Genomic DNA, 23146 nt, shown 5'->3' with positions numbered 1-23146 from the left:
AAAAATTGCTTGACTCTCACGGAGGAAAACGTAATATACGCCTCCTCGCGACAACGACCTCGAAGTCGAAAGATTTAGTCGCAACGCTCTTTAACAATTTATCAGACAATCTGTGTGGGCACTCACAGGACACTATCAAAAAAATATTTGATTTTAAGTCTTGAAGAGTGACTAACACGTTAATTCATATATATGAAATAAGGTAGTAACGCTTATTTTGGAAGGATAACGCGAAGGCAAGCAGAGATAACCCGAGGCAGTACTTAGGTACGGCGAGGGGAAGCGATGCGAAGCCGACAAAGTTAGCCGAACAAAAGAACGTTACGGTCAGTAAGACATTCTTTGAGCATCAAACACTTTTAATTGAAGAGTTTGATCATGGCTCAGATTGAACGCTGGCGGCAGGCCTAACACATGCAAGTCGAGCGGTAACAGGGGAAGCTTGCTTCTCGCTGACGAGCGGCGGACGGGTGAGTAATGTATGGGGATCTGCCCGATAGAGGGGGATAACCACTGGAAACGGTGGCTAATACCGCATAATCTCTTAGGAGCAAAGCAGGGGAACTTCGGTCCTTGCGCTATCGGATGAACCCATATGGGATTAGCTAGTAGGTGGGGTAATGGCTCACCTAGGCGACGATCCCTAGCTGGTCTGAGAGGATGATCAGCCACACTGGGACTGAGACACGGCCCAGACTCCTACGGGAGGCAGCAGTGGGGAATATTGCACAATGGGCGCAAGCCTGATGCAGCCATGCCGCGTGTATGAAGAAGGCCCTAGGGTTGTAAAGTACTTTCAGTCGGGAGGAAGGCGTTGTTGCTAATATCAACAACGATTGACGTTACCGACAGAAGAAGCACCGGCTAACTCCGTGCCAGCAGCCGCGGTAATACGGAGGGTGCAAGCGTTAATCGGAATTACTGGGCGTAAAGCGCACGCAGGCGGTTGATTAAGTTAGATGTGAAATCCCCGGGCTTAACCTGGGAATGGCATCTAAGACTGGTCAGCTAGAGTCTTGTAGAGGGGGGTAGAATTCCATGTGTAGCGGTGAAATGCGTAGAGATGTGGAGGAATACCGGTGGCGAAGGCGGCCCCCTGGACAAAGACTGACGCTCAGGTGCGAAAGCGTGGGGAGCAAACAGGATTAGATACCCTGGTAGTCCACGCTGTAAACGATGTCGATTTGAAGGTTGTTCCCTTGAGGAGTGGCTTTCGGAGCTAACGCGTTAAATCGACCGCCTGGGGAGTACGGCCGCAAGGTTAAAACTCAAATGAATTGACGGGGGCCCGCACAAGCGGTGGAGCATGTGGTTTAATTCGATGCAACGCGAAGAACCTTACCTACTCTTGACATCCAGAGAATTTAGCAGAGATGCTTTAGTGCCTTCGGGAACTCTGAGACAGGTGCTGCATGGCTGTCGTCAGCTCGTGTTGTGAAATGTTGGGTTAAGTCCCGCAACGAGCGCAACCCTTATCCTTTGTTGCCAGCGATTCGGTCGGGAACTCAAAGGAGACTGCCGGTGATAAACCGGAGGAAGGTGGGGATGACGTCAAGTCATCATGGCCCTTACGAGTAGGGCTACACACGTGCTACAATGGCGTATACAAAGAGAAGCGACCTCGCGAGAGCAAGCGGAACTCATAAAGTACGTCGTAGTCCGGATTGGAGTCTGCAACTCGACTCCATGAAGTCGGAATCGCTAGTAATCGTAGATCAGAATGCTACGGTGAATACGTTCCCGGGCCTTGTACACACCGCCCGTCACACCATGGGAGTGGGTTGCAAAAGAAGTAGGTAGCTTAACCTTCGGGAGGGCGCTTACCACTTTGTGATTCATGACTGGGGTGAAGTCGTAACAAGGTAACCGTAGGGGAACCTGCGGTTGGATCACCTCCTTACCATTGAAGTGTTTTTGTGAAGTGCTCACACAGATTGTCTGATAGAAAGTAGAGCAATAGGCTATACGTGGGAGACTTATTCGAAAGAATAGGGCTTACATGAGATACCGCGCAGTAAGTGCAATATCTTGTGTCCCCTTCGTCTAGAGGCCTAGGACACCGCCCTTTCACGGCGGTAACAGGGGTTCGAATCCCCTAGGGGACGCCAATTGCGCCGATATCGAGTGAAAGACGATGTCCCCAATAATGATTAAGCCAATTATTTTAATAGTTGGTTTAACAATTATGCTCTTTAACAATCTGGAACAAGCTGAAAATTGAAAACAACGCACATTGTTTATCGCTTAAACAATGTGAGAGTCTCTCAAAAATCTCAACTTGAATAGTGTACTTTGAACTATCGAGTCGACGAGCGAAATGAGTTCAAGGCAGCCCGCGCACAGCAAGCGCAGCGTACTTTAAGTACGTGAGCATTGCGCGCACGGACTAACGCCGAAATCATGAAGCACAGTCACTCGTTGTAAGAAGACGCCTTCGGGTTGTGAGGTTAAGCGACTAAGCGTACACGGTGGATGCCTAGGCAATCAGAGGCGATGAAGGACGTGCTAATCTGCGATAAGCGTCGGTAAGGTGATATGAACCGTTACAACCGACGATTTCCGAATGGGGAAACCCAGTGCAATTCGTTGCACTATCGTTTGATGAATACATAGTCAAACGAAGCGAACCGGGGGAACTGAAACATCTCAGTACCCCGAGGAAAAGAAATCAACCGAGATTCCCCTAGTAGCGGCGAGCGAACGGGGAGCAGCCCAGAGTCTTAATCAGCATTAGCATCAGGAGAACGGTCTGGAAAGGCCGGCAGTAAAGGGTGATAGCCCCGTATCCGAAGGTGTTAGTGTTGTGAACTCGACGAGTAGGGCGGGACACGTGTTATCCTGTCTGAATATGGGGGGACCATCCTCCAAGGCTAAATACTCCTGATTGACCGATAGTGAACCAGTACCGTGAGGGAAAGGCGAAAAGAACCCCGGCGAGGGGAGTGAAATAGAACCTGAAACCGTGTACGTACAAGCAGTGGGAGCCTTGATTTATCAGGGTGACTGCGTACCTTTTGTATAATGGGTCAGCGACTTATATTCTGTAGCAAGGTTAACCGTATAGGGGAGCCGTAGGGAAACCGAGTCTTAACTGGGCGAATGAGTTGCAGGGTATAGACCCGAAACCCGGTGATCTAGCCATGGGCAGGTTGAAGGTTGGGTAACACTAACTGGAGGACCGAACCGACTAATGTTGAAAAATTAGCGGATGACTTGTGGCTGGGGGTGAAAGGCCAATCAAACCGGGAGATAGCTGGTTCTCCCCGAAAGCTATTTAGGTAGCGCCTCGTGAACTCATCTTCGGGGGTAGAGCACTGTTTCGACTAGGGGGTCATCCCGACTTACCAACTCGATGCAAACTACGAATACCGAAGAATGTTATCACGGGAGACACACGGCGGGTGCTAACGTTCGTCGTGAAGAGGGAAACAACCCAGACCGCCAGCTAAGGTCCCAAAGTCATAGTTAAGTGGGAAACGAAGTGGGAAGGCTCAGACAGCCAGGATGTTGGCTTAGAAGCAGCCATCATTTAAAGAAAGCGTAATAGCTCACTGGTCGAGTCGGCCTGCGCGGAAGATGTAACGGGGCTAAACTATGCACCGAAGCTGCGGCAGCGATATGTAAATATTGTTGGGTAGGGGAGCGTTCTGTAAGCCTGTGAAGGTGTACTGTGAGGTATGCTGGAGGTATCAGAAGTGCGAATGCTGACATAAGTAACGATAATGCGGGTGAAAAACCCGCACGCCGGAAGACCAAGGGTTCCTGTCCAACGTTAATCGGGGCAGGGTGAGTCGACCCCTAAGGCGAGGCAGAAATGCGTAGTCGATGGGAAACGGGTTAATATTCCCGTACTGGTGATAATTGCGATGGGGGGACGGAGAAGGCTAGGCTATCCGGGCGACGGTTGTCCCGGTTTAAGAATGTAGGCAGGTGAATTAGGCAAATCCGGTTCACTACATGCTGAGGTTCGATGACGAGTCACTACGGTGATGAAGTAGCTCATGCCCCGCTTCCAGGAAAAGCCTCTAAGCTCTAGATTATCATTAATCGTACCCCAAACCGACACAGGTGGTCAGGTAGAGAATACTCAGGCGCTTGAGAGAACTCGGGTGAAGGAACTAGGCAAAATGGTGCCGTAACTTCGGGAGAAGGCACGCTGGCGCTAGGTGAAGTCCCTTGCGGATGGAGCTGAAGCCAGTCGCAGATACCAGCTGGCTGCAACTGTTTATTAAAAACACAGCACTGTGCAAACACGAAAGTGGACGTATACGGTGTGACGCCTGCCCGGTGCTGGAAGGTTAATTGATGGGGTTATCCGTAAGGAGAAGCTCTTGATCGAAGCCCCAGTAAACGGCGGCCGTAACTATAACGGTCCTAAGGTAGCGAAATTCCTTGTCGGGTAAGTTCCGACCTGCACGAATGGCGTAATGATGGCCAGGCTGTCTCCACCCGAGACTCAGTGAAATTGAACTCGCTGTGAAGATGCAGTGTACCCGCGGCAAGACGGAAAGACCCCGTGAACCTTTACTATAGCTTGACACTGAACATTGAGCCTTGATGTGTAGGATAGGTGGGAGGCTTCGAAGCGTGGACGCCAGTCTGCGTGGAGCCAACCTTGAAATACCACCCTTTAATGTTTGATGTTCTAACGTTGCCCCGTTATCCGGGGTGCGGACAGTGTCTGGTGGGTAGTTTGACTGGGGCGGTCTCCTCCCAAAGAGTAACGGAGGAGCACGAAGGTTGGCTAAGCATGGTCGGACATCATGCGGTTAGTGCAAAGGCATAAGCCAGCTTGACTGCGAGAGTGACGGCTCGAGCAGGTACGAAAGTAGGTCTTAGTGATCCGGTGGTTCTGAATGGAAGGGCCATCGCTCAACGGATAAAAGGTACTCCGGGGATAACAGGCTGATACCGCCCAAGAGTTCATATCGACGGCGGTGTTTGGCACCTCGATGTCGGCTCATCACATCCTGGGGCTGAAGTAGGTCCCAAGGGTACGGCTGTTCGCCGTTTAAAGTGGTACGCGAGCTGGGTTTAGAACGTCGTGAGACAGTTCGGTCCCTATCTGCCGTGGGCGTTGGAAGATTGAAAGGGGCTGCTCCTAGTACGAGAGGACCGGAGTGGACGCACCACTGGTGTTCGGGTTGTCATGCCAATGGCATTGCCCGGTAGCTAAGTGCGGAAGAGATAACCGCTGAAAGCATCTAAGCGGGAAACTTGCCTTGAGATGAGTCTTCCCTGACCCTTTAAGGGTCCTAAAGGAACGTTTAAGACTAAGACGTTGATAGGTTGGGTGTGTAAGCATAGCGATATGTTGAGCTAACCAATACTAATGAACCGTGAGGCTTAACCTGACAACACCGAAGGTGTTTTAGAGAGACAGAGTTGTTTTCGATAGAGAGTGAGAAGCCGAAAGGTGAAGGACACACAGCTTGTTTGAGATTGACGTTCTGGTTTAGTGTATAAAAGTGACATTAAACGGGAACAAACAGAATTTGTCTGGCGGCAATAGCGCGGTGGTCCCACCTGACCCCATGCCGAACTCAGCAGTGAAACGCCGTAGCGCCGATGGTAGTGTGGGGTCTCCCCATGTGAGAGTAGGGAACTGCCAGACATTAAATTTTAAGGTTGTGTCAGTACTGACTGACCGCACCATATTGCTGATATGGCTCAGTTGGTAGAGCACACCCTTGGTAAGGGTGAGGTCCCCAGTTCGAATCTGGGTATCAGCACCATATAATCGGCATTTAAAAAGAATTTACCTAGCGGCAATAGCGCGGTGGTCCCACCTGACCCCATGCCGAACTCAGTAGTGAAACGCCGTAGCGCCGATGGTAGTGTGGGGTCTCCCCATGTGAGAGTAGGGAACTGCTAGGTTTTAAATATAAAGAAGCCACCTAATTGGGTGGCTTTTTTGCATTTCACGAATAGCGTAATTTTTGCTAATTATCTTATTTTCCTAATCTTGCTATTCACTCGTAATCCAGCCTGATAGACTTATCCTATCCTAGTTTTATTTGTACTGAAGGCTGTAATGAACCTAACGTCTGAACTTAAATCATTTAATAGCTTTGGCATTCAAGCAAAAGCATTATCAGTTGTTTTTGTGGATAGCCAAGAATCTTTACTCCAACAATGGGCCGAGGCTAAAAATCAGCAACTTCCCGTATTATTATTAGGGGGAGGAAGCAACGTTCTATTTGTTGCAGACTTTGAAGGTGTGGTAATTATCAATCAGCTGAAGGGTATAAAAATAACAGAAGATAACAGCTATTGGTATGTTCATGCCCAAGCAGGTGAAAATTGGCATCAATTGCTTGAGACGTTATTGGGTAAAGGTATTTTTGGTGCAGAAAATTTAGCATTGATCCCGGGTTGTGTTGGCTCTGCTCCCATTCAAAATATTGGAGCTTATGGTATAGAGTTGAAAGATATATGTGAGTATGTCGATCTACTCTCTCTAGAAACGGGTAAAGTAGCTCGGCTAACTGCAGCTGAGTGCCAGTTTGGCTATCGTGATAGTATTTTTAAGCATGAATACCAATATGGCCATGTCATTATCAGTGTTGGGTTAAAACTTGCTAAAGAATGGACACCTAAGCTTATGTATGGTGACCTTGCTCAACTTGACCCCAATACAGTAACGCCAGAACAAGTATTCAACTCGGTATGCCAAACACGTAGAAGTAAATTACCTGACCCTACAATAACGGGCAATGCGGGGAGTTTCTTTAAGAACCCCGTGATTTCGGCAGAAAAGGCACAGGCCATAAAAGTAGCTTATCCTAATTGCCCCCAATATGAACAAGCTGATGGCAGTATTAAATTAGCCGCAGGTTGGCTAATTGACCAGTGCGGTTTAAAAGGTCATCAAATTGGTGGCGCTGCAGTTCACACGCAACAGGCGTTGGTGCTAATTAATAAACAGCATGCAACAGGGCAAGATATTGCTAACTTGGCGAAATATGTAAGTCAAACAGTAGCAAAGCGCTTTGATATCATTTTAGAGCCAGAAGTCAGGTTTATAGGTAAAATGGGAGAAGTTAATGCAATGGATTATATTCGATGAAAGAAACTAATATTCCTTTACAGCTAATTGATATCTTAGCTGATGCTCAGGTCCATTCGGGGGAGCAACTCGGTGAACAATTAGGAATGACAAGATCTGCAATTAATAAACATATCAAAACATTGCGTTCCTGGGGATTAAACATAGAAACAATCGCTGGCAAAGGCTATAAGTTTCCCTATCCAATCAATTTATTAAGCAAAGAAGCTATTAAAAAACAAGTTGATGGCGTGAATATTATTGTTGAGCCAGTTATTGATTCAACGAATCAATACATGTTAGAGCGTATTAATAGCCTGAAGTCAGGGGATACTTGCTTAGCCGAATATCAAAGTGCTGGGCGTGGCAGAAGAGGGCGCCAGTGGATCTCACCATTTGGCTGTAATCTCTACCTTTCTATGTATTGGAAATTAGATCAAGGCCCAGCTGCAGCTGTGGGACTAAGTCTTGTTGTGGGTATCGTGATTGCTGAGACTTTAAATAAAATTAGCCAAGAAAAAGTGAAAGTAAAATGGCCGAATGACCTGTATATGAATGATAAAAAACTTGCAGGAATTTTAGTTGAATTAACTGGTAAAACAGGAGATGCAGCCCATATTATTATTGGTATAGGTATTAATATTGGTATGAATAATAACAATATTGAAAGCTCAAAATCAATAACACAAGAATGGTCATCACTAAGAGATGAAGTTGAAAATATAGAGCGTAATGAATTATCTGCAAATATTATTAAGTCATTAAGAGAGTCCTTGGCTATATTTGAACGAGAAGGACTAAAACCATTTTTAGAACGTTGGTTTAAATTAGATAATTTTCTCAATAGGCCAGTTAAGTTATTGATAGGTAATGATATAATAACAGGCATTGAGCGTGGGGTTAATGAGCAAGGTGCTTTATTACTACAAAAGAATAATGGGGAAATAGTACCCTATATTGGCGGAGAAATATCCTTAAGGCCAAATGATTGATATATTATTGGCCGGAGACAAACCGGCCAATATAAATAATTATTTTCTTATTCTAACACTCTGAATAGAATGATTTTCACCTTTGGTCATAATTAAACTCGCCCTTTCCTTGGTTGGTAATATATTTTCTTCAAGATTTAATCCGTTAATTTCATCCCAGATAGAGCCTGCAATATTAATTGCTTCTTCTTCCCTTAACTTAGAATAATTATGGAAATAAGAATCAGGATCTGAGAATGCTCCCTGCCTAAATTTAAGAAACCGGCCGATATACCATTGTTTTAATAATTCAGGGGCAGCATCAACATAAATAGAAAAATCAACAAAGTCAGATACAAAGACATGATGAGGATCTTGCGGGTAATCCATATCACTTTGTAAGACATTCAGTCCTTCGAGTATTAAAATATCAGGCTGATCAATGATTTGTTCTTGGTCAGGAACGATATCATACGTCAAATGTGAATAAACAGGAGCTGTAACGTTACGTGCTCCTGATTTTATTTGCGACACGAAGTTAACGAGTTTTCGCATATCATAAGACTGCGGAAACCCTTTTTTCTTCATAATATTCCTATCTTTTAATACTTGATTAGGATGTAAGAAACCATCCGTTGTAATCAAATCAACTTTACGGTGTTCTGGCCAACGAGTAAGTAGCGCTTGTAGCAAACGTGCTGTTGTGCTTTTACCAACGGCCACACTACCCGCGATACCAATAATATAAGGCACTTTAGCGCCGTTAGTACCAAGAAATTGTTCTAGAACTGCCTGACGACGTAAGTTTGAACTAATATAAAAATTCAATAAACGCGATAAAGGTAGATAAATCTCTATAACATCTTCCATAGAGAGTTCTTCGTTAATCCCTTTTAGCTCTAGGAGTTCGCTCGATGTTAATGTAAGTGGAACTGAATCACGTAAAGTTGCCCAGTGTTCTCTATCAAACTCTAAGTATGGCGTAGTAATAAAATTTTCTTTCTTTTTCATAAACCAACATCTGCCTATTTTATGCAGGTTGGACAGGTTGCCTAAACACCCGTATCCATAAAATTTGCTAGCATCATAGCGAGTGAAAGTGGGGAGGCGTAGGTTTTTTTCTATTTTTTATGAGTTTTTTTTGATGTAGGCAGAAAAAATGATACTGAGTGATGAAAAAAACACCTAAAAAATGGAAGGGTAAAACTGTGATATTGAATAAAAAATATTAATTTTGAAAATTTTAGATCTCATTCTCCCTTTACTGACTAAATAGTAATGGACTATAGTTAATAGCTGCTGTTGATGTTTTAATCTTAAAGTAGTTAAAAAATCAACAAAAATGCAAAAAGCGAACAAAATGTGAGCGAACAGACAAAAAAGTTAATTTTTTTGTTGCAACCTGCGCCGACTCTACCTAGAATGCGCAGCACTTGATGCCGGCATAGCTCAGTTGGTAGAGCAACTGACTTGTAATCAGTAGGTCCCGAGTTCGACTCTTGGTGCCGGCACCATTAAAAATTTGGATAGGTGGGATACCCAAGCGGCCAAAGGGAGCAGACTGTAAATCTGCCGTCACAGACTTCGAAGGTTCGAATCCTTCTCCCACCACCATCTCCAAGAAATTTTCTTTAGTGAAAATTTTGAGGAACAGTTTAACAGCTGATAACTCAGGTAGCCGAGTTCATTGCGGGCATCGTATAATGGCTATTACCTCAGCCTTCCAAGCTGATGATGCGGGTTCGATTCCCGCTGCCCGCTCCAAGATGTGCTGATATGGCTCAGTTGGTAGAGCACACCCTTGGTAAGGGTGAGGTCGGCAGTTCGAATCTGCCTATCAGCACCACTTCCTTTATGTTCTCAATTATCTTCCTGATTTGTCTCCTGAAAAAAACAAGCGAAAATAAATTCTTGCTTGGTTGATGTGGTTTAACCACCGATTCCGTGTCTTAGAGGGACAATCTAATGTCTAAAGAAAAATTTGAACGTTCAAAACCGCACGTTAACGTTGGTACTATCGGCCACGTTGACCACGGTAAAACTACTCTGACAGCAGCTATCACTACTGTTCTGGCAAAAACTTACGGCGGTGCTGCTCGTGCGTTCGATCAAATCGATAACGCACCTGAAGAAAAAGCGCGTGGTATCACCATCTCTACTTCACACGTAGAATATGATACTCCAACTCGCCACTACGCACACGTAGACTGCCCAGGACACGCCGACTATGTTAAAAACATGATCACTGGTGCTGCTCAGATGGACGGTGCAATTCTGGTTGTTGCTGCGACTGATGGCCCAATGCCACAAACGCGTGAGCACATCCTGTTAGGTCGCCAAGTAGGTGTTCCTTACATCATCGTTTTCCTGAACAAATGTGACATGGTAGACGACGAAGAGCTGTTAGAATTAGTTGAAATGGAAGTTCGTGAACTTCTGTCTCAGTACGATTTCCCAGGCGATGACACTCCAGTTGTTCGCGGTTCAGCACTGAAAGCGCTGGAAGGCAACCCAGAGTGGGAAGCGAAAATTGTTGAATTAGCAGAGCACCTGGACAGCTACATCCCAGAGCCAGAGCGTGCAATTGACAAGCCATTCCTGCTGCCAATCGAAGACGTATTCTCAATCTCAGGTCGTGGTACAGTAGTAACAGGCCGTGTTGAGCGTGGTATCATCAAAGTTGGTGAAGAAGTTGAAATCGTTGGTATTCAAGACACGGTTAAAACAACTTGTACTGGCGTTGAAATGTTCCGTAAACTGCTGGACGAAGGTCGTGCGGGTGAGAACGTTGGTGTTCTGCTGCGTGGTACTAAACGTGAAGAAATTCAACGTGGTCAAGTACTGGCAAAACCAGGTTCAATCAAGCCACACACTAAATTCGAATCAGAAGTTTATATTCTGAGCAAAGATGAAGGTGGTCGTCATACTCCATTCTTCAAAGGTTACCGTCCACAGTTCTACTTCCGTACAACTGACGTAACAGGTACTATCGAACTGCCAGAAGGCGTAGAGATGGTAATGCCAGGTGATAACATCAACATGATCGTTACCCTGATCCACCCAATCGCGATGGACGACGGTTTACGTTTCGCAATCCGTGAAGGTGGCCGTACTGTAGGTGCGGGTGTTGTTGCAAAAATCATTGCATAATATATAGCTTCATCTAGTTTTAAAAAAGGGCACCTTATTTTAGGTGCCCTTTTGTTGTTATAAGCAAAATTTGACTACATAAAATTACCGTATTACGTTGCTATATATTAGCCGTATTATTCATATTAAAAGTTATTTGCTCTTTTAATTTCAGCTGGTTGTATAATTAATCGATCACTGGCAAATGATCTTTGTAAACCATCAACAATGATAATTGAAATACAAATCATTTTCATTTAAACTATCTGTATGTGATTTATACAGGTAAGTATCATGTACATCTGTCTTTGTGAAGCCATTACTGATAAACAAATCAGAAATGCCGCAAGAAAATATCAAGTGACCTCGTTGAAGGGCCTACGGCAGATTTTGCCTATAGGCTTAGAATGTGGGAAGTGTATTAGGCAGACAAAGGCAATTTTATATGAAGAACAAATGATTTTTGAGGATGCGTGTGCCACTGAGGTTGCATAGCCTTTAATACCATTCAAATTTATTCCCTCGAACTCCCTCGAAACTTCTCATCTTTTGTTTAACGACATTTTTGTTTAAATGAATTGTGTGAAAATTATACTAACATCAATTTCAGTACTACACTTAAAAGACTGGAAGCGATGGAGGTAGAAATGAAAGGTGATAAAAAAATGATAGCCCACCTAAATAAACTACTGGGCAATGAGCTAGTTGCAATCAACCAATATTTTCTGCATGCACGTATGTTTAAAAATTGGGGACTTACTCGTCTCAATGAGATGGAATATCACGAATCAATCGATGAAATGAAACACGCAGATAAATATATAGAGCGAATTCTGTTTCTCGACGGTATTCCTAACTTACAAGACCTTGGCAAGTTAAATATCGGTGAAGATGTTGAAGAAATGTTGAAATCAGATTTGCAGCTTGAAATCGATGGAGCAAAGAATCTAAAAGAAGCTATTAAATATGCGGACTCGGTTCATGATTATGTCAGTCGAGATCTGATGATTGAAATTTTAGCTGATGAAGAAAACCATATTGATTGGATAGAAACTCAATTGGGGTTAATTAGCCGTTTGGGACTTCAAAATTACCTGCAAGCGCAGGTTAAAGAAGAATAACATAGTATCCTATGGGGATTGACTAAGTAAATTTGTATAAAAAGCCCCCAGTTATCTCTTTTTTCAAGATTGAGGGGGCTTTTCAATAATTCTCTTCAAAAAAAACGCACATATTTTCCTCTATTACTTGTGTTTCCCTCTAATTTACGTATAATGCGCGGGCTTACTGATGAGTAAGCCCTATATTTTAGGACTGAAATATCAGTATTGAGTCAACGATTTGTTGCTCATTTAGACAATACTTCCGATTTGGAAGTTACATCAAGAACGATTACACTCTCCCATCAATCGAAATGGGTACGAGGAGTAATCATTTTACGTTTATAAATAGTTGGAGCTCTGGTCTCATGCAGAACCAAAGAATCCGTATCCGCCTGAAAGCTTTTGATCATCGTTTAATCGATCAATCAACTGCGGAAATCGTAGAGACTGCTAAGCGCACTGGTGCGCAAGTTCGTGGTCCTATCCCGCTGCCGACACGTAAAGAGCGTTTTACCGTTCTGATTTCTCCGCACGTTAACAAAGATGCGCGTGATCAGTACGAAATTCGCACTCACAAGCGTCTGGTTGACATCGTTGAGCCAACCGAAAAGACCGTTGATGCTCTGATGCGTCTGGACCTGGCTGCCGGCGTTGACGTGCAGATCAGCCTGGGTTAATCAGGTCGTCGAACGATTGAGAGGTTGAAACAATGAAAGGTTTAGTCGGTAAGAAAGTCGGTATGACTCGTATCTTCACTGAAGATGGCGTTTCTATACCTGTAACTGTTATCGAAATTGAAAATAACCGTGTTACTCAGGTTAAAACTGCAGAAACTGACGGTTATAATGCAATTCAGGTTACTACTGGTAGCAAAAAAGCTAATCGTGTAACTAAGCCTGAAGCAGGTCATTTCGCTAAAGCTGGCGTCGAAGCTGGCCGTATCCTGCGTGAATTCCGCATTGAAGATAGTGCAGAATACACAGTAGGTCAAAGCATTAGCGTTGAAATTTTCGCTGACGTTAAAAAAGTCGACGTTACTGGTACATCTAAAGGTAAAGGTTTTGCTGGCACAGTTAAGCGCTGGAATTTCCGTACACAAGATGCTACTCACGGTAACTCCTTGTCTCACCGTGTTCCGGGTTCTATCGGTCAAAACCAGACTCCGGGCAAAGTGTTTAAAGGCAAGAAAATGGCAGGCCAACTGGGTAATGAGCGTGTAACCGTTCAAAGCTTAGATGTAGTACGTGTTGACGCTGAGCGCAACCTACTGCTGGTCAAAGGTGCTGTTCCAGGAGCAACTGGTAGCAACCTGATCGTAAAACCGGCTGTCAAGGCTTAACGTCGAGGAGATAGGAATGGAATTGGTAATGAAAGACGCGCAAAGCGCGCTGACTGTTTCCGAAACTACCTTCGGGCGTGATTTCAATGAAGCGCTTGTTCACCAAGTAGTTGTTGCGTATGCAGCTGGTGCTCGTCAAGGTACTCGTGCTCAGAAAACTCGTGCTGAAGTTTCTGGTTCTGGTAAAAAACCATGGCGTCAAAAAGGTACTGGCCGTGCACGTTCTGGTTCAGTAAAGAGCCCAATTTGGCGCTCTGGTGGTGTTAGCTTCGCAGCTAAACCGCAGGACCACAGTCAAAAAGTTAATAAGAAGATGTACCGTGGTGCTTTAAAAAGCATTCTCTCTGAGTTGGTACGTCAAGATCGTCTGATCGTTGTCGAGAAGTTCTCTGTTGAAGCACCTAAAACTAAGTTGCTGGCACAGAAACTGAAAGATATGGCTCTGGAAGATGTTCTGATCATCACTGCTGAATTAGATGAAAATCTGTTTTTAGCAGCACGTAACCTGTATAAGGTTGACGTTCGTGATGCAGCAGGTATTGACCCAGTTAGCCTGATCGCCTTCGACAAAGTGGTTATGACTGCTGATGCTGTGAAGCAAGTTGAGGAGATGCTGGCATGATCCGTGAAGAACGTCTGCTAAAAGTACTGCGCGCGCCGCATGTATCTGAAAAAGCTTCTACAGCGATGGAAAAAAGCAATACCATCGTTCTCAAAGTTGCGAAAGACGCGACTAAAGCAGAAATCAAAGCTGCTGTACAGAAACTGTTTGAAGTTGAAGTTGAAGGTGTTAACACTTTGCTGGTTAAAGGCAAAACTAAACGCCACGGTCAGCGTTTCGGTCGTCGTAGCGACTGGAAAAAAGCTTACGTCACGCTGAAGGAAGGCCAAAATTTGGACTTCATTAGCGGTGCTGAGTAAGTCGGAGGAGTAAAGAACAATGGCAGTTGTTAAATGTAAACCTACGTCTCCGGGCCGTCGCCACGTAGTTAAAGTGGTTAACCCTGAGCTGCATAAGGGTAAACCTTATGCTCCGCTGTTAGAAAAAAACAGCAAATCCGGTGGTCGTAACAACAATGGCCGTATCACTACCCGTCATATCGGTGGTGGCCATAAGCAGCATTATCGTTTAGTTGACTTCAAACGCAACAAAGACGGTGTTCCTGCAGTTGTTGAGCGTTTGGAGTATGATCCAAATCGTTCTGCGAACATTGCACTGGTTCTATATAAAGACGGTGAACGTCGTTATATTCTTGCACCAAAAGGCCTGAAAGCTGGCGATCAGATTCAATCTGGTGTCGATTCAGCAATCAAAGCTGGTAACGCACTGCCGATGCGCAACATCCCTGTTGGTTCTACAGTTCATAACATCGAACTGAAACCAGGTAAAGGTGGACAGTTAGCGCGTTCAGCAGGTACGTACGCTCAAATCGTTGCTCGTGATGGTGCTTATGTCACATTACGTCTGCGTTCTGGTGAAATGCGTAAAGTTTTAGCTGATTGCCGTGCAACTCTTGGTGAAGTTGGTAACGCTGAACATATGTTACGTGTTCTCGGTAAAGCTGGTGCTAGCCGCTGGCGTGGTGTTCGTCCTACCGTTCGCGGTACTGCGATGAACCCAGTAGACCATCCACATGGTGGTGGTGAAGGCCGTAACTTTGGTAAACACCCAGTAACACCATGGGGCGTTCAAACCAAAGGTAAGAAAACTCGTAGCAACAAGCGTACTGATCAATTCATCGTACGTCATCGTTCTAAAAAATAATTAGAGGATAAACCATGCCACGTTCTCTCAAGAAAGGTCCTTTTATTGACCTGCACTTGCTGAAGAAGGTAGAGAAAGCGGTGGAAAGCGGAGACAAGAAGCCTCTTAAGACTTGGTCCCGTCGTTCAACGATCTTTCCTAATATGATCGGATTGACCATCGCTGTCCATAATGGTCGTCAGCATGTTCCAGTTTTCGTAACCGACGAAATGGTTGGTCACAAACTGGGTGAATTCGCACCGACTCGCACTTATCGCGGCCACGCGGCAGATAAGAAAGCTAAGAAACGTTAAGGATAGGAGGAAGAGATGGAAACTTTAGCTATGCATCGCCACGCTCGTTCTTCTGCCCAGAAGGTTCGCTTAGTTGCCGACCTGATTCGCGGTAAGAAAGTGTCGCAAGCTCTGGAAATTCTGACCTACACCAACAAGAAAGCTGCTGGTTTAGTGAAGAAAGTACTTGAGTCTGCTATTGCTAACGCAGAGCAAAACGATGGCGCTGACATTGATGACCTGAAAGTTGCGAAAATTTTCGTAGACGAAGGTCCAACCATGAAACGCATCATGCCGCGTGCGAAAGGCCGTGCAGATCGTATTCTTAAGCGCACCAGCCACATTACTGTGGTTGTGTCCGATCGCTGAGACTCTGGAGACTAGCAATGGGTCAGAAAGTACATCCTAATGGTATTCGCCTGGGTATTGTCAAACCTTGGAACTCTACCTGGTATGCGAACACCAATGAATTCGCTGACAACCTAGACAGCGATTTTAAAGTACGCCAGTACTTGAATAAAGAACTGGCAAAAGCGTCAATCTCTCGCATCGTTATCGAACGTCCTGCGAAAAGCATCCGTGTGACTATTCACACTGCTCGCCCAGGTATCGTTATCGGTAAGAAAGGTGAAGACGTTGAAAAACTGCGTAAAACAGTAGCGGATATCGCTGGTGTTCCTGCGCAAATCAATATCGCCGAAGTTCGTAAACCAGAACTAGACGCTAAATTAGTTGCTGACAGCATTTCTTCACAGCTGGAACGTCGTGTTATGTTCCGTCGTGCTATGAAGCGTGCAGTACAGAACGCAATGCGTCTGGGCGCTAAAGGTATTAAAGTTGAAGTCAGTGGCCGTTTAGGCGGTGCTGAAATCGCTCGTACCGAGTGGTATCGTGAAGGCCGTGTGCCACTGCACACATTACGTGCTGATATCGATTACAACACTTCAGAAGCGCACACCACTTACGGTGTTCTCGGCGTTAAGGTATGGATCTTCAAAGGTGAGATTCTGGGTGGTATGGCTGCTGTTGAACAAGCTGAGAAACCAGCTGCTCAACCTAAAAAGCAGCAGCGTAAAGGCCGCAAGTAAGGAGAGTCGCTGATGTTACAACCAAAGCGTACAAAATTCCGTAAGGTGCACAAAGGCCGCAACCGTGGTCTAGCGCAAGGTACGGATGTTAGCTTCGGCACTTTCGGTCTTAAAGCTGTTGGCCGTGGTCGTCTGACTGCACGTCAGATCGAAGCGGCACGTCGTGCTATGACCCGTGCTATTAAGCGTCAAGGTAAAATCTGGATCCGTGTGTTCCCAGACAAACCAATCACTGAGAAACCACTCGAAGTTCGTATGGGTAAAGGTAAAGGTAACGTAGAATATTGGGTTGCCTTAATTCAGCCTGGTAAAGTTCTGTACGAAATGGACGGTGTGCCTGAAGAGCTGGCTCGTGAGGCATTCTCTCTGGCAGCAGCGAAACTGCCTATCAAAACCACCTTTGTAACTAAGACGGTGATGTAATGAAAGCACAAGAGCTGCGCGAAAAAAGCGTTGAAGAGCTGAATGCTGAACTTTTGAACTTGCTGCGTGAACAATTTAATTTACGTATGCAGGCTGCAAGTGGTCAGCTGCAACAGTCTCATCTGTTGAAACAAGTGCGTCGCGATATCGCACGTGTGAAGACTTTACTGACTGAGAAGGCAGGTGCGTAATGAGCGATAAAATCCGTACTCTGCAAGGTCGTGTAGTTAGCGATAAAATGGAGAAATCTATTGTTGTTGCTATCGAACGTATGGTGAAACACCCTCTGTATGGTAAATTCATCCGTCGTACGACTAAATTGCACGTACACGACGAGAACAATGAATGTGGTATCGGTGACGTGGTAGAAATCCGCCAAACTCGTCCACTGTCTAAGACTAAGTCTTGGGCTCTAGTTCGCGTTGTAGAAAAAGCTGTTCTGTAATAGAATAACTTTTCCTGATGAATAAACGGCTCTTTTTTGACTGAGCCGTTTATTTTTTTCTGTCCAACACGATGATGTGGTGTTATAATGCCGCGCCCTCGTAGTATGGGTATATTTGAACGGCCTCTTCATAATGAGGTGGCTCAGTAGTAGTTGACATTTAGCGGAGCACTAAAATGATCCAAGAACAGACTATGCTGAACGTGGCCGACAACTCCGGTGCACGTCGCGTAATGTGTATCAAGGTTCTAGGTGGCTCGCACCGTCGCTATGCACATGTAGGCGACATCATTAAAATTACTGTTAAAGAAGCAATTCCACGCGGTAAAGTTAAAAAGGGTGATGTCCTGAAAGCGGTAGTGGTGCGCACCAAGAAGGGTGTACGTCGCCCTGACGGTTCTGTCATTCGCTTCGATGGTAATGCTTGTGTGTTATTAAATAACAACAGCGAGCAAGTAATCGGTACGCGTATTTTTGGGCCGGTAACTCGTGAACTTCGTAATGAGAAGTTTATGAAAATTATCTCTCTGGCACCTGAAGTACTCTAAGGAGCGAACTATGGCAGCGAAAATCCGTCGTGATGACGAAGTTATCGTGCTAACTGGGAAAGACAAAGGTAAGCGCGGTAAAGTAAAGCAGGTTATTTCTTCTAGTAAAGTTATCGTTGAAGGTATCAATCTGGTTAAAAAACATCAGAAGCCTGTACCGGCTCTGAACCAACCAGGTGGCATCGTTGAAAAAGAAGCGGCTATTCAAGTTTCTAACGTTGCAATCTTTAACGCGGCAACTGGTAAGGCTGACCGTGTAGGCTTTAGATTCGAAGACGGCAAAAAAGTCCGTTTCTTCAAGTCTAACAGTGAAACTATCAAGTAATTTTTGGAGTATACGATGGCGAAACTGCATGATTACTATAAAGACGAAGTAGTTAATAAACTCATGACCGAGTTTAATTATACTTCTGTCATGCAAGTCCCTCGGGTCGAGAAGATCACCCTGAATATGGGTGTTGGTGAAGCGATTGCTGATAAAAAACTGCTGGATAACGCAGCAGCTGATTTAACAGCGATCTCAGGTCAAAAACCTTTGATCACCAAAGCACGCAAATCTGTTGCAGGCTTCAAAATCCGTCAGGGCTATCCAATCGGCTGTAAAGTAACCCTGCGTGGCGAACGCATGTGGGAGTTCCTTGAGCGTCTGATTTCTATTGCTGTACCACGTATTCGTGACTTCCGTGGCTTGCCCGCTAAGTCTTTCGATGGTCGCGGTAACTACAGCATGGGTGTTCGTGAACAAATCATCTTCCCTGAAATCGATTACGATAAAGTGGATCGCGTACGTGGTTTAGATATTACTATCACCACTACTGCGAAATCAGATGACGAAGGTCGCGCACTGTTAGCAGCGTTCAACTTCCCGTTCCGCAAGTAAGGCAGGGTACTCATGGCTAAGAAATCTATGAAAGCGCGTGATGTAAAACGTGCTAAATTAGCTGAGAAGTTCTTCGCAAAACGCGTAGAACTGAAAGCTATCATCTCTGATGTTAAAGCATCTGATGAAGATCGCTGGGACGCTGTTCTCAAGCTGCAAACACTGCCACGTGATTCAAGTCCTTCTCGTCAGCGTAATCGCTGCCGTCAAACAGGGCGTCCGCACGGTTTCCTGCGGAAGTTTGGTCTGAGCCGTATTAAAGTCCGTGAAGCCGCTATGCGCGGTGAAATCCCGGGCCTTAAAAAGGCAAGTTGGTAATTCCATTTGAATCACGGGAGTAAAGACAGATGAGCATGCAAGATCCCATCGCGGATATGCTGACCCGTATCCGTAACGGTCAGGCCGCGAACAAAGTTGCGGTCACCATGCCTTCCTCCAAGCTGAAAGTGGCAATTGCCAAAGTGCTGAAGGAAGAAGGTTATATTGAAGATTTTAAAATTGAAGGCGACATCAAGCCAGAACTGGAACTAACTTTACGTTATTTCCAAGGTAAGGCTGTTGTAGAAAGCATTCAGCGTGTAAGCCGCCCAAGTCTGCGCATCTATAAGAAAAAAGATGAGCTGCCACAAGTTATGGCTGGTTTAGGTATCGCTGTTGTTTCTACCTCTAAAGGTGTCATGACTGATCGTGCAGCTCGCCAAGCTGGTCTTGGTGGCGAGATTCTCTGCTACGTAGCTTAATTCGGGAGGAAAGAATGTCTCGTGTGGCAAAAGCACCCGTCGTCATTCCTGCCGGCGTAGAGGTAAAACTCAACGGTCAGGTTATTTCGATTAAGGGTAAAAACGGCGAGCTTACTCGTACTATCCATAATGCAGTTGAAGTTAAAAACGAAGACAACCAACTGACTTTCGAACCTCGTGAAGGTTTTGAAGATGCATGGGCACAAGCGGGAACTACTCGTTCATTGTGTAATGCAATGGTTGTTGGTGTTACCGAAGGCTTCACTAAAAAGCTTCAACTGGTCGGTGTTGGTTACCGTGCAGCAATCAAAGGCAACGCTGTAAGCTTGTCTTTAGGTTTCTCGCATCCGGTTGAACACGCACTGCCAGCAGGCATTACTGCTGAATGTCCAACACAAACTGAAATCGTACTGAAAGGTGCGGATAAGCAAGTGATTGGTCAAGTTGCAGCAGAACTGCGTGCTTACCGTCGTCCTGAACCTTATAAAGGTAAAGGTGTTCGTTACGCCGATGAAATCGTGCGTACCAAAGAGGCTAAGAAGAAGTAAGGTAACACTATGGATAAGAAAGCAGCTCGTATCCGTCGTGCGACCCGCGCACGCCGTAAGATCCAAGAGTTGGGTGCGACTCGCCTGGTGGTACATCGTACTCCACGCCATATTTATGCGCAGGTTATCGCACCAAACGGTTCTGAAACATTGGTTGCAGCTTCTACTACAGAAAAAGCTATCAATGAACAAGTGAAATTCACTGGGAACAAAGACGCAGCAGCAATAGTTGGTAAATTAATTGCTGAACGCGCACTGGAAAAAGGCATCACTGTTGTTGCTTTTGACCGTTCTGGTTTCCAATATCATGGTAGAGTCCAGGCACTGGCAGATGCTGCCCGTGAAGCTGGCCTTCAGTTCTAAGGTAGAGGTGTAAGATGGCTCACATCGAAAAACAAGCTGGCGAACTGCAGGAAAAGCTGATCGCGGTAAACCGCGTAGCAAAAACCGTTAAAGGTGGCCGTATTTTCAGCTTTACCGCACTGACAGTAGTTGGTGATGGTAACGGTCGCGTTGGTTTTGGCTACGGCAAAGCGCGCGAAGTTCCGGCAGCAATCCAGAAAGCGATGGAAAAAGCCCGTCGCAGTATGAAAACCGTTGCTCTAAACAACGGCACATTGTTCCACCCTGTGAAAGGTACACACACTGGTTCTCGTGTGTTTATGCAACCTGCTCACGAAGGTACCGGTATCATTGCCGGCGGTGCAATGCGTGCTGTTTTAGAAGTAGCTGGAGTTCGCAACGTACTGGCTAAAACCTACGGTTCCACAAACCCAATCAACGTGGTTCGTGCAACACTGGATGCTTTAGACAGCATGAAGTCTCCAGAAATGGTCGCAGCTAAGCGTGGAAAATCCGTCGAAGAAATTCTGGGGTAATCGGCTATGGCTAAGACTATTAAAATTACACAAGTTCGCAGTTCAATCGGTCGTCTGCCTAAGCATAAGGCAACACTGGTCGGTTTAGGTCTGCGTCGCATTGGTCATACAGTAGAGCGCGAGGATACTCCTGCTGTACGTGGTATGGTCAACTTGGTTTCCTACATGGTTAAAGTTGAGGAGTAAGAGATGCGTTTAAATACTCTGTCTCCGGCTGAAGGTGCCAAGCACGCGCCTAAACGCGTAGGTCGTGGTATCGGTTCTGGTCTGGGTAAAACCGGCGGCCGTGGTCACAAAGGTCAGAAATCTCGTTCTGGCGGTGGCGTACGTCGTGGTTTCGAAGGTGGCCAGATGCCTTTATACCGTCGTCTGCCGAAATTCGGCTTCACTTCACGTAAAGCAATGATCACTGCAGAGATTCGTCTGTCTGATTTTGCTGCTGTTGAAGGCGATGTTATTGATCTGAACGCACTGAAAGCCGCGAACGTTGTTGGCATCCAGATTGAATACGCTAAAGTTATTCTGTCTGGCGAAGTGAACCGTGCAGTTACTGTACGTGGCCTTCGTGTTACTAAAGGTGCTCGCGCTGCAATCGAAGCTGCCGGCGGTAAAATTGAGGAATAAGTGACAGATGGCTAAACAACCAGGATTAGATTTTCAAAGTGCCAAGGGTGGAGCTGGCGAACTTAAACGCAGACTTTTGTTTGTAATTGGTGCGCTAATTGTTTTCCGAATTGGTTCTTTTATTCCAATCCCTGGTATTGATGCCACTGTGCTTGCCAAATTGCTCGAACAGCAACAAGGCACCATCATTGAAATGTTTAACATGTTCTCTGGTGGTGCTCTTAGCCGTGCTTCTATCTTTGCTTTGGGTATCATGCCGTATATTTCAGCATCGATCATTATCCAATTATTATCAGTGGTTAATCCACGATTAGCAGAGATTAAGAAGGAAGGAGAAGCAGGTCGTCGGAAGATAAGCCAATATACTCGCTGGGGTACTCTGGTATTAGCAATATTCCAATCTATTGGTATTGCTATGGGTCTACCGAATATGCCAGGGATGCAAGGGCTAGTTATTGATCCAGGCCTCCCGTTCTACTTTACGGCAGTTGTTAGCTTAGTCACAGGAACAATGTTCCTGATGTGGTTGGGTGAACAGATAACTGAAAGAGGTATCGGTAACGGTATTTCTATCATTATCTTCGCTGGTATTGTTGCGGGATTACCGCCGGCCATTGGCCATACCATCGAGCAAGCTCGGCAGGGCGATCTGCACTTCCTCCTGTTGCTGTTGGTTGCGGTGTTAGTATTCGCGGTTACTTTCTTTGTTGTGTTTATGGAACGTGGTCAACGTCGAATTGTCGTTAACTACGCTAAACGTCAGCAAGGTCGCCGTGTTTATGCAGCACAAAGTACACATTTACCGTTAAAAGTGAATATGGCGGGTGTAATTCCTGCAATTTTTGCTTCCAGTATCATACTATTCCCGGGTACAATAGCATCTTGGTTTGGTGATGGAACTGGCTGGGACTGGCTGACGACTATTTCTATGTATTTGCAGCCTGGTCAACCGTTATATGTGCTACTTTATGCATCTGCGATCATCTTCTTCTGTTTCTTCTATACGGCGTTGGTTTTCAACCCAAGAGAAACGGCAGATAACCTGAAGAAGTCCGGTGCATTTGTACCAGGAATTCGTCCGGGAGAGCAAACGGCCAAGTACATTGATAAGGTAATGACTCGCTTAACATTAGTTGGCGCATTATATATTACCTTCATCTGCCTAATCCCGGAGTTCATGCGTGACGCAATGAAAGTACCTTTCTATTTTGGTGGTACTTCCCTCTTAATCGTGGTTGTCGTTATCATGGACTTTATGGCTCAAGTGCAAACTCTAATGATGTCAAGTCAATATGAGTCTGCATTGAAGAAAGCAAACCTGAAAGGTAAGTAATCACTTAGTGTG

General features: G+C 45.4%; 28 protein-coding genes, 6 tRNA genes and 4 rRNA genes. 37 read left to right on the top strand and 1 reads right to left on the bottom strand.

Features of this window, described 5'->3' with window-relative positions:
* Window positions 1-360 precede the first annotated feature (360 nt).
* From M1E86_RS19010 to birA, 8 genes are all read left to right on the top strand, one after another.
* Window positions 361-1900 (top strand): 16S ribosomal RNA (locus M1E86_RS19010).
* A 132-nt stretch (window positions 1901-2032) separates the two neighbouring features.
* Window positions 2033-2108, top strand: a tRNA-Glu gene (locus M1E86_RS19005).
* A 337-nt stretch (window positions 2109-2445) separates the two neighbouring features.
* Window positions 2446-5354 (top strand): 23S ribosomal RNA (locus tag M1E86_RS19000).
* A gap of 144 nt (window positions 5355-5498) precedes the next feature.
* Window positions 5499-5614, top strand: a 5S ribosomal RNA gene (gene rrf, locus M1E86_RS18995).
* A gap of 45 nt (window positions 5615-5659) precedes the next feature.
* Window positions 5660-5735: transfer RNA gene (locus M1E86_RS18990), tRNA-Thr, on the top strand.
* A gap of 26 nt (window positions 5736-5761) precedes the next feature.
* Window positions 5762-5877 (top strand): 5S ribosomal RNA (gene rrf / locus M1E86_RS18985).
* Together the 16S, 23S and 5S rRNA genes with 2 tRNA genes alongside form the textbook arrangement of a ribosomal RNA operon.
* 157 nt (window positions 5878-6034) lie before the next feature.
* Window positions 6035-7069 (top strand): UDP-N-acetylmuramate dehydrogenase, encoded by a 1035-nt coding sequence (murB, locus tag M1E86_RS18980; protein WP_213914664.1) that lies wholly within the window; start codon window positions 6035-6037, stop codon window positions 7067-7069.
* The gene (gene birA, locus M1E86_RS18975) at window positions 7066-8040 is read left to right on the top strand and encodes a bifunctional biotin--[acetyl-CoA-carboxylase] ligase/biotin operon repressor BirA (RefSeq protein WP_213914663.1); all 975 of its coding nucleotides are present in this window, start codon (window positions 7066-7068) and stop codon (window positions 8038-8040) included. Before murB ends, birA begins: the two co-directional genes overlap by 4 nt.
* Before the next feature lie 39 nt (window positions 8041-8079).
* Here the strand turns inward: birA and coaA are convergent, their stop codons facing one another.
* Window positions 8080-9030, bottom strand: a complete 951-nt coding sequence (gene coaA / locus M1E86_RS18970) for a type I pantothenate kinase (RefSeq protein ID WP_125895258.1) — start codon at window positions 9028-9030, stop codon at window positions 8080-8082.
* Between the two features lie 427 nt (window positions 9031-9457).
* Here coaA and M1E86_RS18965 point away from each other — a divergent pair.
* From M1E86_RS18965 to secY, 29 genes are all read left to right on the top strand, one after another.
* Window positions 9458-9533: transfer RNA gene (locus M1E86_RS18965), tRNA-Thr, on the top strand.
* A 15-nt stretch (window positions 9534-9548) separates the two neighbouring features.
* A tRNA-Tyr gene (locus M1E86_RS18960) sits at window positions 9549-9633 on the top strand.
* Between the two features lie 75 nt (window positions 9634-9708).
* Window positions 9709-9783, top strand: a tRNA-Gly gene (locus tag M1E86_RS18955).
* 6 nt (window positions 9784-9789) lie between these two features.
* Window positions 9790-9865 (top strand) — tRNA-Thr (locus tag M1E86_RS18950).
* 119 nt (window positions 9866-9984) lie between these two features.
* Entirely contained in the window at window positions 9985-11169 is a 1185-nt protein-coding gene (gene tuf / locus M1E86_RS18945; protein ID WP_217748398.1) for an elongation factor Tu, read from the top strand.
* A 273-nt stretch (window positions 11170-11442) separates the two neighbouring features.
* On the top strand, window positions 11443-11643 hold the full coding sequence (gene bfd / locus M1E86_RS18940; protein ID WP_112307800.1) for a bacterioferritin-associated ferredoxin: 201 nt from the start codon (window positions 11443-11445) through the stop codon (window positions 11641-11643).
* Between the two features lie 152 nt (window positions 11644-11795).
* On the top strand, window positions 11796-12269 hold the full coding sequence (bfr, locus tag M1E86_RS18935) for a bacterioferritin (RefSeq protein ID WP_102140604.1): 474 nt from the start codon (window positions 11796-11798) through the stop codon (window positions 12267-12269).
* Between the two features lie 347 nt (window positions 12270-12616).
* Window positions 12617-12928: a 30S ribosomal protein S10 gene (rpsJ, locus tag M1E86_RS18930; RefSeq protein ID WP_001181005.1), complete on the top strand. Its 312-nt coding sequence runs from the start codon at window positions 12617-12619 to the stop codon at window positions 12926-12928.
* A 32-nt stretch (window positions 12929-12960) separates the two neighbouring features.
* Entirely contained in the window at window positions 12961-13590 is a 630-nt protein-coding gene (rplC, locus tag M1E86_RS18925; protein WP_004265414.1) for a 50S ribosomal protein L3, read from the top strand.
* 16 nt (window positions 13591-13606) lie between these two features.
* The gene (gene rplD, locus M1E86_RS18920; protein ID WP_004265418.1) at window positions 13607-14212 is read left to right on the top strand and encodes a 50S ribosomal protein L4; all 606 of its coding nucleotides are present in this window, start codon (window positions 13607-13609) and stop codon (window positions 14210-14212) included.
* Complete coding sequence (rplW, locus tag M1E86_RS18915) at window positions 14209-14511, top strand: 50S ribosomal protein L23 (protein ID WP_004265420.1); 303 nt, start codon at window positions 14209-14211, stop codon at window positions 14509-14511. Before rplD ends, rplW begins: the two co-directional genes overlap by 4 nt.
* A gap of 19 nt (window positions 14512-14530) precedes the next feature.
* Window positions 14531-15355, top strand: coding sequence for a 50S ribosomal protein L2 (gene rplB, locus M1E86_RS18910; RefSeq protein WP_004265422.1), 825 nt, complete (start codon window positions 14531-14533; stop codon window positions 15353-15355).
* A 14-nt stretch (window positions 15356-15369) separates the two neighbouring features.
* A complete protein-coding gene (gene rpsS / locus M1E86_RS18905) occupies window positions 15370-15648 on the top strand; it encodes a 30S ribosomal protein S19 (protein ID WP_004265426.1) in 279 nt (92 codons plus the stop codon).
* Between the two features lie 15 nt (window positions 15649-15663).
* On the top strand, window positions 15664-15996 hold the full coding sequence (gene rplV / locus M1E86_RS18900; RefSeq protein ID WP_004265430.1) for a 50S ribosomal protein L22: 333 nt from the start codon (window positions 15664-15666) through the stop codon (window positions 15994-15996).
* Window positions 15997-16013: 17 nt separating this feature from the next.
* Window positions 16014-16715, top strand: coding sequence for a 30S ribosomal protein S3 (rpsC, locus tag M1E86_RS18895; RefSeq protein ID WP_004907131.1), 702 nt, complete (start codon window positions 16014-16016; stop codon window positions 16713-16715).
* A gap of 12 nt (window positions 16716-16727) precedes the next feature.
* On the top strand, window positions 16728-17138 hold the full coding sequence (gene rplP / locus M1E86_RS18890; RefSeq protein ID WP_004265436.1) for a 50S ribosomal protein L16: 411 nt from the start codon (window positions 16728-16730) through the stop codon (window positions 17136-17138).
* Window positions 17138-17329, top strand: a complete 192-nt coding sequence (gene rpmC / locus M1E86_RS18885; RefSeq protein ID WP_004265442.1) for a 50S ribosomal protein L29 — start codon at window positions 17138-17140, stop codon at window positions 17327-17329. Before rplP ends, rpmC begins: the two co-directional genes overlap by 1 nt.
* The gene (gene rpsQ / locus M1E86_RS18880; RefSeq protein WP_004265446.1) at window positions 17329-17583 is read left to right on the top strand and encodes a 30S ribosomal protein S17; all 255 of its coding nucleotides are present in this window, start codon (window positions 17329-17331) and stop codon (window positions 17581-17583) included. The genes rpmC and rpsQ overlap by 1 nt, the downstream gene beginning before the upstream one ends.
* Before the next feature lie 176 nt (window positions 17584-17759).
* Window positions 17760-18131: a 50S ribosomal protein L14 gene (rplN, locus tag M1E86_RS18875; protein ID WP_004265449.1), complete on the top strand. Its 372-nt coding sequence runs from the start codon at window positions 17760-17762 to the stop codon at window positions 18129-18131.
* Window positions 18132-18141: 10 nt separating this feature from the next.
* A complete protein-coding gene (gene rplX, locus M1E86_RS18870; protein WP_004265452.1) occupies window positions 18142-18456 on the top strand; it encodes a 50S ribosomal protein L24 in 315 nt (104 codons plus the stop codon).
* A 15-nt stretch (window positions 18457-18471) separates the two neighbouring features.
* A complete protein-coding gene (gene rplE, locus M1E86_RS18865) occupies window positions 18472-19011 on the top strand; it encodes a 50S ribosomal protein L5 (RefSeq protein ID WP_006816328.1) in 540 nt (179 codons plus the stop codon).
* A 12-nt stretch (window positions 19012-19023) separates the two neighbouring features.
* The gene (rpsN, locus tag M1E86_RS18860) at window positions 19024-19329 is read left to right on the top strand and encodes a 30S ribosomal protein S14 (protein ID WP_004265458.1); all 306 of its coding nucleotides are present in this window, start codon (window positions 19024-19026) and stop codon (window positions 19327-19329) included.
* A gap of 29 nt (window positions 19330-19358) precedes the next feature.
* Window positions 19359-19751 carry a 30S ribosomal protein S8 gene (gene rpsH, locus M1E86_RS18855; protein ID WP_004907134.1) on the top strand — a complete coding sequence of 131 codons (393 nt, stop codon included), beginning with the start codon at window positions 19359-19361 and terminating at the stop codon, window positions 19749-19751.
* Window positions 19752-19765: 14 nt separating this feature from the next.
* Window positions 19766-20299 (top strand): 50S ribosomal protein L6, encoded by a 534-nt coding sequence (gene rplF, locus M1E86_RS18850; protein WP_125895206.1) that lies wholly within the window; start codon window positions 19766-19768, stop codon window positions 20297-20299.
* A gap of 9 nt (window positions 20300-20308) precedes the next feature.
* The gene (gene rplR / locus M1E86_RS18845) at window positions 20309-20662 is read left to right on the top strand and encodes a 50S ribosomal protein L18 (RefSeq protein ID WP_125895204.1); all 354 of its coding nucleotides are present in this window, start codon (window positions 20309-20311) and stop codon (window positions 20660-20662) included.
* A 14-nt stretch (window positions 20663-20676) separates the two neighbouring features.
* Entirely contained in the window at window positions 20677-21177 is a 501-nt protein-coding gene (gene rpsE, locus M1E86_RS18840) for a 30S ribosomal protein S5 (protein WP_004265471.1), read from the top strand.
* Window positions 21178-21183: 6 nt separating this feature from the next.
* Window positions 21184-21363, top strand: a complete 180-nt coding sequence (rpmD, locus tag M1E86_RS18835; protein WP_004265475.1) for a 50S ribosomal protein L30 — start codon at window positions 21184-21186, stop codon at window positions 21361-21363.
* Window positions 21364-21366: 3 nt separating this feature from the next.
* Entirely contained in the window at window positions 21367-21801 is a 435-nt protein-coding gene (gene rplO / locus M1E86_RS18830; RefSeq protein ID WP_004265478.1) for a 50S ribosomal protein L15, read from the top strand.
* 7 nt (window positions 21802-21808) lie between these two features.
* Window positions 21809-23134, top strand: coding sequence for a preprotein translocase subunit SecY (gene secY, locus M1E86_RS18825; RefSeq protein WP_004265481.1), 1326 nt, complete (start codon window positions 21809-21811; stop codon window positions 23132-23134).
* Window positions 23135-23146: the final 12 nt, after the last annotated feature.

The organism is Providencia sp. PROV200 (assembly GCF_049901995.1).
GTDB classification, from domain to species: Bacteria; Pseudomonadota; Gammaproteobacteria; order Enterobacterales; family Enterobacteriaceae; genus Providencia; species Providencia rettgeri_E.
The sequence above is the reverse complement of the archived record's forward strand: the minus strand, read 5'-3'. Positions and strand labels throughout refer to the sequence as shown.

What these genes read in the sequence shown, in the direction of transcription:
- murB (WP_213914664.1), top strand. Translation starts at nt 6,035, where the DNA reads ATGAACCTAACGTCTGAACTTAAATCATTTAATAGCTTTGGCATTCAA.
- birA (WP_213914663.1), top strand. Translation starts at nt 7,066, where the DNA reads ATGAAAGAAACTAATATTCCTTTACAGCTAATTGATATCTTAGCTGAT.
- coaA (WP_125895258.1), bottom strand. Translation starts at nt 9,030, where the DNA reads ATGAAAAAGAAAGAAAATTTTATTACTACGCCATACTTAGAGTTTGAT.
- tuf (WP_217748398.1), top strand. Translation starts at nt 9,985, where the DNA reads ATGTCTAAAGAAAAATTTGAACGTTCAAAACCGCACGTTAACGTTGGT.
- bfd (WP_112307800.1), top strand. Translation starts at nt 11,443, where the DNA reads ATGTACATCTGTCTTTGTGAAGCCATTACTGATAAACAAATCAGAAAT.
- bfr (WP_102140604.1), top strand. Translation starts at nt 11,796, where the DNA reads ATGAAAGGTGATAAAAAAATGATAGCCCACCTAAATAAACTACTGGGC.
- rpsJ (WP_001181005.1), top strand. Translation starts at nt 12,617, where the DNA reads ATGCAGAACCAAAGAATCCGTATCCGCCTGAAAGCTTTTGATCATCGT.
- rplC (WP_004265414.1), top strand. Translation starts at nt 12,961, where the DNA reads ATGAAAGGTTTAGTCGGTAAGAAAGTCGGTATGACTCGTATCTTCACT.
- rplD (WP_004265418.1), top strand. Translation starts at nt 13,607, where the DNA reads ATGGAATTGGTAATGAAAGACGCGCAAAGCGCGCTGACTGTTTCCGAA.
- rplW (WP_004265420.1), top strand. Translation starts at nt 14,209, where the DNA reads ATGATCCGTGAAGAACGTCTGCTAAAAGTACTGCGCGCGCCGCATGTA.
- rplB (WP_004265422.1), top strand. Translation starts at nt 14,531, where the DNA reads ATGGCAGTTGTTAAATGTAAACCTACGTCTCCGGGCCGTCGCCACGTA.
- rpsS (WP_004265426.1), top strand. Translation starts at nt 15,370, where the DNA reads ATGCCACGTTCTCTCAAGAAAGGTCCTTTTATTGACCTGCACTTGCTG.
- rplV (WP_004265430.1), top strand. Translation starts at nt 15,664, where the DNA reads ATGGAAACTTTAGCTATGCATCGCCACGCTCGTTCTTCTGCCCAGAAG.
- rpsC (WP_004907131.1), top strand. Translation starts at nt 16,014, where the DNA reads ATGGGTCAGAAAGTACATCCTAATGGTATTCGCCTGGGTATTGTCAAA.
- rplP (WP_004265436.1), top strand. Translation starts at nt 16,728, where the DNA reads ATGTTACAACCAAAGCGTACAAAATTCCGTAAGGTGCACAAAGGCCGC.
- rpmC (WP_004265442.1), top strand. Translation starts at nt 17,138, where the DNA reads ATGAAAGCACAAGAGCTGCGCGAAAAAAGCGTTGAAGAGCTGAATGCT.
- rpsQ (WP_004265446.1), top strand. Translation starts at nt 17,329, where the DNA reads ATGAGCGATAAAATCCGTACTCTGCAAGGTCGTGTAGTTAGCGATAAA.
- rplN (WP_004265449.1), top strand. Translation starts at nt 17,760, where the DNA reads ATGATCCAAGAACAGACTATGCTGAACGTGGCCGACAACTCCGGTGCA.
- rplX (WP_004265452.1), top strand. Translation starts at nt 18,142, where the DNA reads ATGGCAGCGAAAATCCGTCGTGATGACGAAGTTATCGTGCTAACTGGG.
- rplE (WP_006816328.1), top strand. Translation starts at nt 18,472, where the DNA reads ATGGCGAAACTGCATGATTACTATAAAGACGAAGTAGTTAATAAACTC.
- rpsN (WP_004265458.1), top strand. Translation starts at nt 19,024, where the DNA reads ATGGCTAAGAAATCTATGAAAGCGCGTGATGTAAAACGTGCTAAATTA.
- rpsH (WP_004907134.1), top strand. Translation starts at nt 19,359, where the DNA reads ATGAGCATGCAAGATCCCATCGCGGATATGCTGACCCGTATCCGTAAC.
- rplF (WP_125895206.1), top strand. Translation starts at nt 19,766, where the DNA reads ATGTCTCGTGTGGCAAAAGCACCCGTCGTCATTCCTGCCGGCGTAGAG.
- rplR (WP_125895204.1), top strand. Translation starts at nt 20,309, where the DNA reads ATGGATAAGAAAGCAGCTCGTATCCGTCGTGCGACCCGCGCACGCCGT.
- rpsE (WP_004265471.1), top strand. Translation starts at nt 20,677, where the DNA reads ATGGCTCACATCGAAAAACAAGCTGGCGAACTGCAGGAAAAGCTGATC.
- rpmD (WP_004265475.1), top strand. Translation starts at nt 21,184, where the DNA reads ATGGCTAAGACTATTAAAATTACACAAGTTCGCAGTTCAATCGGTCGT.
- rplO (WP_004265478.1), top strand. Translation starts at nt 21,367, where the DNA reads ATGCGTTTAAATACTCTGTCTCCGGCTGAAGGTGCCAAGCACGCGCCT.
- secY (WP_004265481.1), top strand. Translation starts at nt 21,809, where the DNA reads ATGGCTAAACAACCAGGATTAGATTTTCAAAGTGCCAAGGGTGGAGCT.